The sequence below is a fragment of the uncultured Streptococcus sp. genome, assembly GCF_963456385.1.
Taxonomy (GTDB): Bacteria; Bacillota; Bacilli; order Lactobacillales; family Streptococcaceae; genus Streptococcus.
This window is the reverse complement of the sequence record NZ_CAUOLF010000022.1, coordinates 33,367-41,710: the sequence shown is the minus strand read 5'-3', so window position 1 is coordinate 41,710 and position 8,344 is coordinate 33,367. Positions and strand designations below refer to the sequence as shown.

Genomic DNA, 8,344 nt, shown 5'->3' with positions numbered 1-8,344 from the left:
TGATTTTTATCAGACAATACATCAAGCAAATCATGGAATACAAGGTCGATTTTGTAGTTGGTGTCCTGGGAGTTTTTCTGACCCAAGGCCTGAACCTCTTGTTTCTCAATGTACTCTTTCAACACATTCCCTCGCTAGAAGGCTGGACCTTTCAAGAGATTGCCTTTATCTATGGTTTTTCCTTGATTCCCAAGGGACTGGACCATCTCTTTTTTGACAATCTCTGGGCACTGGGGCAACGCTTGGTGCGAAAAGGAGAGTTTGACAAATATCTGACTCGTCCTATCAATCCTCTCTTTCACATCCTAGTCGAGACCTTTCAGATTGATGCTTTGGGCGAACTTTTAGTTGGTGGAATTTTACTAGCGACAACAGTGACTAGCATTGCTTGGACTCTACCGAAATTCCTGCTTTTCCTAGTTTGTATTCCTTTTGCGACCTTGATTTATACTTCATTAAAAATAGCGACAGCCAGTATTGCTTTTTGGACCAAGCAATCAGGAGCTATGATCTACATTTTCTATATGTTCAATGATTTTGCCAAGTATCCGATTTCGATTTACCATTCGCTTATCCGTTGGTTGATTAGTTTTATCGTGCCTTTCGCCTTTACGGCCTATTATCCCGCTAGCTATTTCTTGCAGGAAAAGAATGGACTCTTTAATATCGGTGGTTTGATTCTAATTTCCCTTGTCTTCTTTGTCATTTCTTTGAAACTATGGGACAGGGGCTTGGACGCCTATGAAAGTGCTGGATCGTAAGATAGAAAATATGATTGGTCCTAAAGCTTAAATCAAGAAAGGGTTTTAAGATGATGGTAATTGAAGAAGTGAAGGAAGAAAAACAAAAGATGATAGTGGTTAGCAAAGTTTTGAAGGATCTGCCAGAATGGTTTGGGATTCCTGAAAGCACACGAGCTTACATTGAAGGAGCCAAGGATTTGCAAGTTTGGGCTGCCTATCAGGAGAGTGATTTGGCTGGCTTTGTAAGCTTATCATACTCTAGTGAAGATTGTGCTGAGATTGACTGTCTAGCTGTTAAGAAATTCTATCATAGAGCAGGAATTGGTAGTCAACTTCTAGGAGTTTTAGAAAAATCTGCTCTTCAAAAAGCATCCTATCTGCAGGTAAAAACGGTAGCACCAGGTCATTATCCTACTTACGACAGGACTAACGCTTTCTATCAGGCTCGGGGCTTTAAAAAGTTAGAAATCTTTCCTGAACTTTGGGATAAAAGCAACCCTTGTTTGATTTGGGTTAAAAAGTTGTGAAATTTTCCCTTGACAAAAAAACTCAAGATGCTAAAATAAAGGGGAAAAGGCGCCGATTTAGCTCAGTTGGTAGAGCAACGCACTCGTAACGCGTAGGTCACAGGTTCGATCCCTGCAATCGGCAGAAAGAAAACCAGCAACTTTTTCATGGGTTGCTGGTTTTGTTTATCTAATTCTTATAAAGAAGTAAGAAAAGTTAGACCGCCTAATATCACTCCTGCCGCATTGGGAATGATAAGGATCCAGTCTTTTTTAGGTTCTTTGGTCCAACCATAGATTACCCAAATTAAACAAGAAACTGCTGCGAATAGTGGTTGGAATGGTTGAGCTTTTTCTCCTTGCAAGTTAGCGATAATTTGTGGAATATATGCAATAAAGACAAGAATCCCAATAAAAGCTCCAATAGATCCGACAAAGCGATTAATTTTTTGTTTAGACATATAGTACCTCCTGAGGTACTATTATATCAGAAGGAAAAAAGTTTTCAAATTTGTTTGATCATAAAATAAGACAGATATTCAATATGTGTAAGTCGTGCTTTTATACTAAACGAATCTATTGGAGAGTCTAGGATGAGAAATCAAATTTGCTTAACATTTTTTGAGAAGGGTAAGCTACCACTTAGTTATCAAAAATAACCACTTACTGAAAATGCCTTGTTTCTTTTTTGAAAATTGTTATAATGAAGTCAGAAGCAAGGAAAGGAGTGGCTATGAAGATTAGGATTGAGCTTGATACAGATATGGCAGAAACTGAAGTCGTTATCCGAACGGCTCAATATGGTGAAGAGGTGGCTCGGATTCAAGCAGCTCTTGAACAAGCCAACCGTCAACCGATAGCTTTCTATAAGGATACAAGTGAATATTTTGTCGATTTGAAGAATATTTTATTTTTTGAAACGGATGCTACCAAAATTTATGCTCATAGCAGGGATGATGCTTATGAAGTCAAATTGAAGCTATACGAATTAGAAGAGAGACTTCCGGCATATTTCTGTCGCATTTCAAAGTCTACTATTGCCAATGCCAAGGCTATTTACGCTTTGGATAAATCATTTTCGGGAACCAGTACTATCCAATTTTATGACACACATAAACAAGTGCACGTTTCCCGACACTACTATCAAATTTTAAAAGAAAAGTTAAACGAAACGAGGTAATTTTCATGAAAAAAACAATTTTTGGAATCGGCTTTTTAGTCTTGGCAGCTTGGGTTCTGCTGCAGGGGAATTTTGGGATTCCTGCCTTCAATTTTAATATTTGGCCCATGCTAGTAGTTGCAATGTTTGCCTATTTCGCCTTGGAAAATTTCTTAGAAAGAGACTTTGGCACTGGGCTGATCATGGCAGTTATTGCGCTGATTATTGCCAATGCCGTTTACCACTTTTTAGCTATTTCAACAGGAACCTTGGTTTTGGGTGGTATTCTGGCTTGCATCGGTCTCAATATGATTTTCAAGCCCCGGCGCATTTTTAAGGGGCGTATCTTCTCAACTGCCTCTTCTTCCTCAAAAGATGATATTGCTTTTGGCAGCGGCACGCGCTATATCAACTCAGATAACTTCACCTATGAAAAGTTAGACTGTGCTTTTGGCAGTGCATCGGTTTATTTTGATAATGCGACTATCGAAGGGGACTCAGCAACTTTTGAAGTGGATCTGTCTTTTGGCAGTGTGATGCTTTATGTGCCCAGCGACTGGCGTGTAGAGCTGGATGTAGATAATGCCTTTGGCTCTGTCTACAATCCCCGCAATGTCAATGAAAAGAGAAAAACTCTCTATGTCAAAGGCAACGTAGCTTTCGGTTCTTTGAAGATTAGCTATGTTTAGGAAAACGGATTAATTTCGAAACTTTGGACAAATGTACTTGTCAAACGTCAAGTTTTTTGGTAATATAGGAAGGTATGTGGTGCTAGCACATCCGTAATATTAGATCTAATAGGAGGAAACACGATAATGGCTAAAGTATGTTACTTTACTGGTCGTAAGACTGTATCAGGAAACAACCGCTCTCACGCGATGAACCAAACAAAACGCGCTGTTAAACCAAATCTTCAAAAAGTTACTGTTTTGATTGACGGTAAACCTAAAAAAGTTTGGGCTTCAGCTCGTGCCCTTAAATCAGGTAAAGTTGAACGCGTTTAATTTTTATTTAAAAGGATGGAAATTTTCCGTCCTTTTTTGCTTGTAAATTTCCGCCTAGACAGTTGATTTAGACCCTTCCTCTTTTACACCCTGTATAAAATATGGTAGAATAAACTATAAAATACTTTTGAGGTACAAATTATGACTGTGAAAATTAATACAAAAGATGGTCAAATTGAGCTGACTGATGATGTGATTGCGACAATCGTCGGCGGTGCAGCGACTGAAATTTTTGGTGTAGTTGGCATGGCCAGCAAAAATGCAATCAAGGATAATTTTCAAGCCCTTTTAGGAAAAGAAAACTATGCTAAGGGCGTGGTTGTGAAAGCGACTGATGAAGGTGATATCGCAGTTGATGTCTACACTGTGTTAAGCTATGGAGTCAAAATCAGCGAAGTTTCCAAAAACATCCAAGAGCGTGTTAAATTCAGTTTGGAAAACAAGCTCGGAATTACTGCCCATGCAGTGAATGTTTATATCCAAAATATTAAAGTCGTAGGAGAATAATCGTGGCAAATATTACTACTAGTTTATTTCAAGAAATGGTGCAGGCGGCATCTACTCGCTTAAATAAACAGGCTGAATATGTAAACTCTTTGAATGTCTTCCCGGTTCCAGATGGCGATACAGGGACCAACATGGGCATGACCATTGAAAATGGTGCCAAGGAAGTGTCAGATAAGTCTGCTTCAACAGTTGGCGAAGCGGCGGGTATCTTTGCGAAAGGCCTTTTGATGGGCGCGCGTGGTAACTCAGGAGTTATCACTTCCCAGCTTTTCCGCGGTTTTTCTCAAAGTGTGAAAGAGCATGAAGAGCTGACTGGTGAAGATCTAGCTCTGGCCTTTCAGTCTGGTGTAGAAGTGGCTTACAAGGCAGTTATGAAGCCGGTTGAGGGAACGATTTTGACTGTTTCCCGCGGTGCGGCTATCGGAGCCAAGAAGAAAGCTGAAGTCACTAATGATGCTGTAGAAGTTATGAAAGCAGCTCTTGAAGGAGCAAAGGCTGCTTTGGCTAAGACACCGGATATGCTGCCGGTTCTGAAAGAAGTCGGCGTTGTGGACTCTGGCGGTCAAGGGTTGGTCTTTATCTACGAAGGCTTCTTGTCTGCACTTACAGGCGAATATATCGCATCTGAGGACTTTGTGGCGACACCTGCGACCATGTCTGAGATGATCAATGCTGAGCATCATAAGTCTGTAGCTGGCCATGTGGCAACAGAGGACATCACTTACGGCTACTGTACAGAAATCATGGTGGCTCTCAAGACAGGTCCAACCTATGTAAAAGACTTTGATTATGATGAATTTCGCAACTACCTCAATGATTTGGGAGATTCCCTGTTGGTAGTCAACGATGATGAAATCGTCAAAGTCCATGTCCATACCGAAGATCCAGGACTGGTTATGCAGGAAGGTCTCAAGTATGGTAGTTTGGTCAAGGTCAAGGTTGACAATATGCGCAACCAGCACGAAGCACAGGTTGAAAAGGAAGAGCGCTCAGCTAAGCCGGCTCAAGAAAAAGAATTTGCGATTATTGCTGTAGTGGCTGGTGATGGTCTGGCTGAAATCTTTAAGGCTCAGGGAGTTGACTATATCATCTCTGGCGGTCAAACTATGAACCCATCAACAGAAGACTTCATCAAAGCTGTGGAGCAAGTCAATGCTCGTAATATTATTATCTTGCCAAACAATAAAAACATCTTCATGGCAGCCCAATCAGCAGCAGAAGTGATTGAACAGCCTGCAGCTGTTATTGAGACTCGCACGATCCCTCAAGGTTTGACCAGTCTCCTAGCTTTTGATGGCAGCAAGACTATTGAGGAAAACCAAGAGCGTATGACTGCAGCCTTGGCAGAAGTAGTCAGCGGCAGCGTGACGACTGCGGTTCGTGATACGACGATTGATGGCTTGGAAATTCATGAGAATGACAACCTCGGTATGGTGGATGGCAAGATTGTTGTTTCTAATCCAGATATGCTGACAGCTTTGAAAGAAACGTTCAGCAAGATGCTCAATGAAGACAGCGAGATTGTCTCTATCTATATCGGTGAAGACGGCAGCGAAGAGTTGGCTAGCAGTCTTGCTCAAGATTTGATGGAACAATTCGAGGATGTCGAAGTAGAAATTCATCAGGGCAGTCAGCCGGTTTATCCATATATTTTTAGTGTTGAATAGTATAAAAAGGCAATCGAAAGGTTGCCTTTTGTCATTTTGTAGAAAATACTTAGACAAGAAACTGGTATTATGTTATACTGTAACAAATAAAAAGTAAAAAAAGGTGAACTATGAAAAAATTTTTCATTCTTGTTATTTCTGCTTCGGTACTCTTGACGGGCTGTGTGCTTCCTAGCTTCAGCAAGCATCGTCCTAGACATTCTTCTGAATCAGCAGCTTCTTCTAGGCGGACTAAATCCAGCTCTAGCTCCAGCTCTAGCAAGTCATCCAGTTCTTCTTCTGAAAGTACAGAGATTGTCTCTAAAACCTTGGTTGGAGACATTGAAGGAATCCATCATCGTGATACAATTACCTATCAGGGCAAGAAAATCTTGAATCTTCGTATGGAATTGCTCACTTCCTTGCCAGAAGAAGCTAGTGCGGCATCAGCTACTTTGACTCCAGAGGAGATGACGACTATCATTCGTGAAGGAATGCAGTCTGATTCAAACTATGTAGCAGCTAAGAGTCTGGAAGGTGTCAATATTGATTATTCAGTTACAGCAGAGAAGAAATTGCAGACCTTGATTGAAATTGATTTGCAAAAGGTCAATGTCGAAGAGGTGGAAAAGAACAGTTTCTTCCAAGGTTTTGGACTGAAGGATATTAAGGATATTACACCTGAGATGTTTATTCTGAGTCTGAAGCTCAATGGTCTCAAAGAAGAGGTACAGAGCTAAAGTTTAAAAGCGTTGGTCGCCTCATCTTACAGATTGAGTAGCTAGTTTATTGAAAAATTTTTTAGATTAGGCTGCTTTAATTCCAGTTTCTATCTAAATTGCAACAGACATACAACTAGTCGGTTCCTCTCAACGAGGGGGCCGGCTTTTTTTGTGTCTTCATGCAGAAGGGAGATAGACAGATTATTCCAATATTTGCTGGCTTTGTGCTCTAAAAGCGGAATAGTGACATTTGTCATGTCAGCTGGTGACAAAATCAACTAGTAGGAAAAATTTCTTTGCCTTATAATATAGTTAACAAAATGATAAAAGGTTGCTGTAAGAATTCAAAAAGCATTTGGTCTTTATTCTTCTTCCGGCTTTGGAAAAATAAAGGAAAGATGCACATGCGCTTTATCGAATCAAAGGAGGAGTAAAATGGAACTGATTGAAGTAAAGAAGCTTTCAAAAAGCATTCATGGTAAAGAGATTTTAAAGGATATTTCGTTTGAAATCTCCCAAGGTGACTGTGTGGCCTTGATTGGCCCCAACGGAGCAGGTAAAACGACTCTCATGGATTGTTTGTTGGGCGATAAGTTTCTGACAGCTGGTGAAGCAAGGATTCAGGGGCTCAAACCAACTGACAATCATCTCAAGCAGTCTGTAGCGATTTTACCACAGGAAAATACAGTGGTGGAGGATTTGAAGGTCAAGGAACTCTTGGCGTTCTTCCAAGCTATTTATCCAAATAGTTTGTCCAATCAAGAAATTGATGACTTGCTGCAATTTACAGACAAGCAAAAGAATCAGTTGGCCAGCAAGCTGTCTGGTGGACAAAAGCGTCTCTTCTCTTTTGTTCTGAGTCTGATTGGCCGTCCTAAGATTCTGTTCTTGGACGAACCAACTTCAGCTATGGACACCTCTACTCGTCAGCATTTCTGGGAAATTGTTAATCAGCTCAAGCAGCAGGGAGTGACCATTGTTTACTCCTCTCACTATATCGAAGAAGTTGAGCATACGGCAGACCGGATTTTGGTGCTGCACAAGGGCGAGTTGATTCGCGATACAACGCCTTATGCCATGCGCAGTGAGGAGCAGGAAAAACACTTTACCTTGCCGCTGACTTATCAGTCTGTGCTGGAAAAACTGGATAATGTGACTGATTTAGAAATCAAGCAAAAGGCTTTATCTTTTGCTACTAGGGATGCTGGACAGGTCTGGCAGGTTCTTCAGGAAAACGGCTGTACAATCGAAGAGATTGAAGTACGTAACCGTACCCTCTTGGATAGTATTTTTGAAACGACACAAGAATAGGAGAGTAATCATGAAAAATATGGCAAGTCTTATGAAGATTGAGTTGATTTTAATGAAGCGGCAGGCTGCTTATTATCTCTTGTCTATTGGTCTGCCCAGCGTATTTTACCTGATTTTCTCAGGAATGATGTCTGGAAGTGATACGCCTGAACATGTGCTTCGAGGCTACCTCTTCTCTATGACTCTTTTTAGTATCATGTCTAGTGCTTTCTTTAGCATTCCAAGCACTTTGCAGTCTGATAAAAATAATAACTGGCAAAAAATGATTCAGCACTCGCCGATTTCTATGGTAAAATATTATATATCAAAGCTTTGCAGTACGCTGTTGACTTTTATGCTTTCTATCATCGTAGTCTTCTCGATTGGGCATTTTGTTCGCGGGGTTAATCTGCCAATGGTGGACTGGTTTCTTATTGCCTTGATCCTTCTGGTAGGAAGTGTGGTCTTTATTGCCATGGGGGTATTGGTCAGTCTCTTGCCAAGTGCTCAGCTCATGTCTGTAGTGGGCAATATCGTCTATATGGCACTGGCTGTTCTGGGCGGTCTGTGGTTCCCTCTGACTATGTTTCCAAAATGGCTCCAACCAATCGGTAAGCTGACGCCAAGTTATCAACTGATGCAGGTTGTGTCTTCTTATCTAGAACACCATCAGTTCAATGGCAAGGCAGCTTTGATTGTTCTGATTTATACGGTTTTGGTTAGCATACTTGTGCTGCAGCTCAAAAAGCGAATTGAGGTAAAATAAA

General features: G+C 40.9%; 11 protein-coding genes and 1 tRNA gene. 11 read left to right on the top strand and 1 reads right to left on the bottom strand.

What is annotated here, in order from left to right; translation table 11 throughout:
- The first annotated feature begins 2 nt into the window (after positions 1–2).
- The 3 genes from RP262_RS09260 to RP262_RS09250 all read left to right on the top strand — a co-directional run bounded on the left by RP262_RS09260 (position 3) and on the right by RP262_RS09250 (position 1,394).
- Complete coding sequence (locus RP262_RS09260) at positions 3–761, top strand: ABC transporter permease (RefSeq protein ID WP_311154962.1); 759 nt, start codon at positions 3–5, stop codon at positions 759–761.
- 50 nt (positions 762–811) lie between these two features.
- Complete coding sequence (locus RP262_RS09255) at positions 812–1,270, top strand: GNAT family N-acetyltransferase (RefSeq protein ID WP_311154961.1); 459 nt, start codon at positions 812–814, stop codon at positions 1,268–1,270.
- Between the two features lie 51 nt (positions 1,271–1,321).
- Positions 1,322–1,394 (top strand) — tRNA-Thr (locus tag RP262_RS09250).
- Between the two features lie 52 nt (positions 1,395–1,446).
- On the opposite strand, the gene RP262_RS09245 is transcribed toward RP262_RS09250, so the two are convergent.
- Positions 1,447–1,710, bottom strand: a complete 264-nt coding sequence (locus tag RP262_RS09245) for a SemiSWEET family transporter (RefSeq protein WP_002902394.1) — start codon at positions 1,708–1,710, stop codon at positions 1,447–1,449.
- A gap of 272 nt (positions 1,711–1,982) precedes the next feature.
- On the opposite strand from RP262_RS09245, the gene RP262_RS09240 reads away from it, so the two are divergent.
- The 8 genes from RP262_RS09240 (at position 1,983) to RP262_RS09205 (ending at position 8,343) form a co-directional block, all read left to right on the top strand.
- Positions 1,983–2,429, top strand: a complete 447-nt coding sequence (locus RP262_RS09240; RefSeq protein WP_023917202.1) for a LytTR family DNA-binding domain-containing protein — start codon at positions 1,983–1,985, stop codon at positions 2,427–2,429.
- Positions 2,430–2,434: 5 nt separating this feature from the next.
- Complete coding sequence (locus RP262_RS09235) at positions 2,435–3,097, top strand: LiaF transmembrane domain-containing protein (protein WP_002905297.1); 663 nt, start codon at positions 2,435–2,437, stop codon at positions 3,095–3,097.
- 126 nt (positions 3,098–3,223) lie between these two features.
- Positions 3,224–3,412 (top strand): 50S ribosomal protein L28, encoded by a 189-nt coding sequence (gene rpmB / locus RP262_RS09230; RefSeq protein ID WP_001140948.1) that lies wholly within the window; start codon positions 3,224–3,226, stop codon positions 3,410–3,412.
- A gap of 141 nt (positions 3,413–3,553) precedes the next feature.
- Positions 3,554–3,919: an Asp23/Gls24 family envelope stress response protein gene (locus RP262_RS09225; protein WP_002893676.1), complete on the top strand. Its 366-nt coding sequence runs from the start codon at positions 3,554–3,556 to the stop codon at positions 3,917–3,919.
- Between the two features lie 2 nt (positions 3,920–3,921).
- The gene (locus tag RP262_RS09220; protein WP_002917709.1) at positions 3,922–5,586 is read left to right on the top strand and encodes a DAK2 domain-containing protein; all 1,665 of its coding nucleotides are present in this window, start codon (positions 3,922–3,924) and stop codon (positions 5,584–5,586) included.
- Positions 5,587–5,696: 110 nt separating this feature from the next.
- Positions 5,697–6,305 carry an SP0191 family lipoprotein gene (locus RP262_RS09215; RefSeq protein WP_002911751.1) on the top strand — a complete coding sequence of 203 codons (609 nt, stop codon included), beginning with the start codon at positions 5,697–5,699 and terminating at the stop codon, positions 6,303–6,305.
- Positions 6,306–6,722: 417 nt separating this feature from the next.
- Positions 6,723–7,598: an ABC transporter ATP-binding protein gene (locus RP262_RS09210; protein ID WP_004192172.1), complete on the top strand. Its 876-nt coding sequence runs from the start codon at positions 6,723–6,725 to the stop codon at positions 7,596–7,598.
- A 10-nt stretch (positions 7,599–7,608) separates the two neighbouring features.
- On the top strand, positions 7,609–8,343 hold the full coding sequence (locus tag RP262_RS09205; protein ID WP_004192169.1) for an ABC transporter permease: 735 nt from the start codon (positions 7,609–7,611) through the stop codon (positions 8,341–8,343).
- Position 8,344: the final 1 nt, after the last annotated feature.

Bases quoted from the DNA above. Each gene is read 5' to 3' on its own strand.
- RP262_RS09255 (WP_311154961.1), top strand. From the start codon at position 812: ATGATGGTAATTGAAGAAGTGAAGGAAGAAAAACAAAAGATGATAGTG.
- RP262_RS09210 (WP_004192172.1), top strand. From the start codon at position 6,723: ATGGAACTGATTGAAGTAAAGAAGCTTTCAAAAAGCATTCATGGTAAA.
- RP262_RS09215 (WP_002911751.1), top strand. From the start codon at position 5,697: ATGAAAAAATTTTTCATTCTTGTTATTTCTGCTTCGGTACTCTTGACG.
- RP262_RS09245 (WP_002902394.1), bottom strand. From the start codon at position 1,710: ATGTCTAAACAAAAAATTAATCGCTTTGTCGGATCTATTGGAGCTTTT.
- RP262_RS09240 (WP_023917202.1), top strand. From the start codon at position 1,983: ATGAAGATTAGGATTGAGCTTGATACAGATATGGCAGAAACTGAAGTC.
- RP262_RS09225 (WP_002893676.1), top strand. From the start codon at position 3,554: ATGACTGTGAAAATTAATACAAAAGATGGTCAAATTGAGCTGACTGAT.
- rpmB (WP_001140948.1), top strand. From the start codon at position 3,224: ATGGCTAAAGTATGTTACTTTACTGGTCGTAAGACTGTATCAGGAAAC.
- RP262_RS09235 (WP_002905297.1), top strand. From the start codon at position 2,435: ATGAAAAAAACAATTTTTGGAATCGGCTTTTTAGTCTTGGCAGCTTGG.
- RP262_RS09205 (WP_004192169.1), top strand. From the start codon at position 7,609: ATGAAAAATATGGCAAGTCTTATGAAGATTGAGTTGATTTTAATGAAG.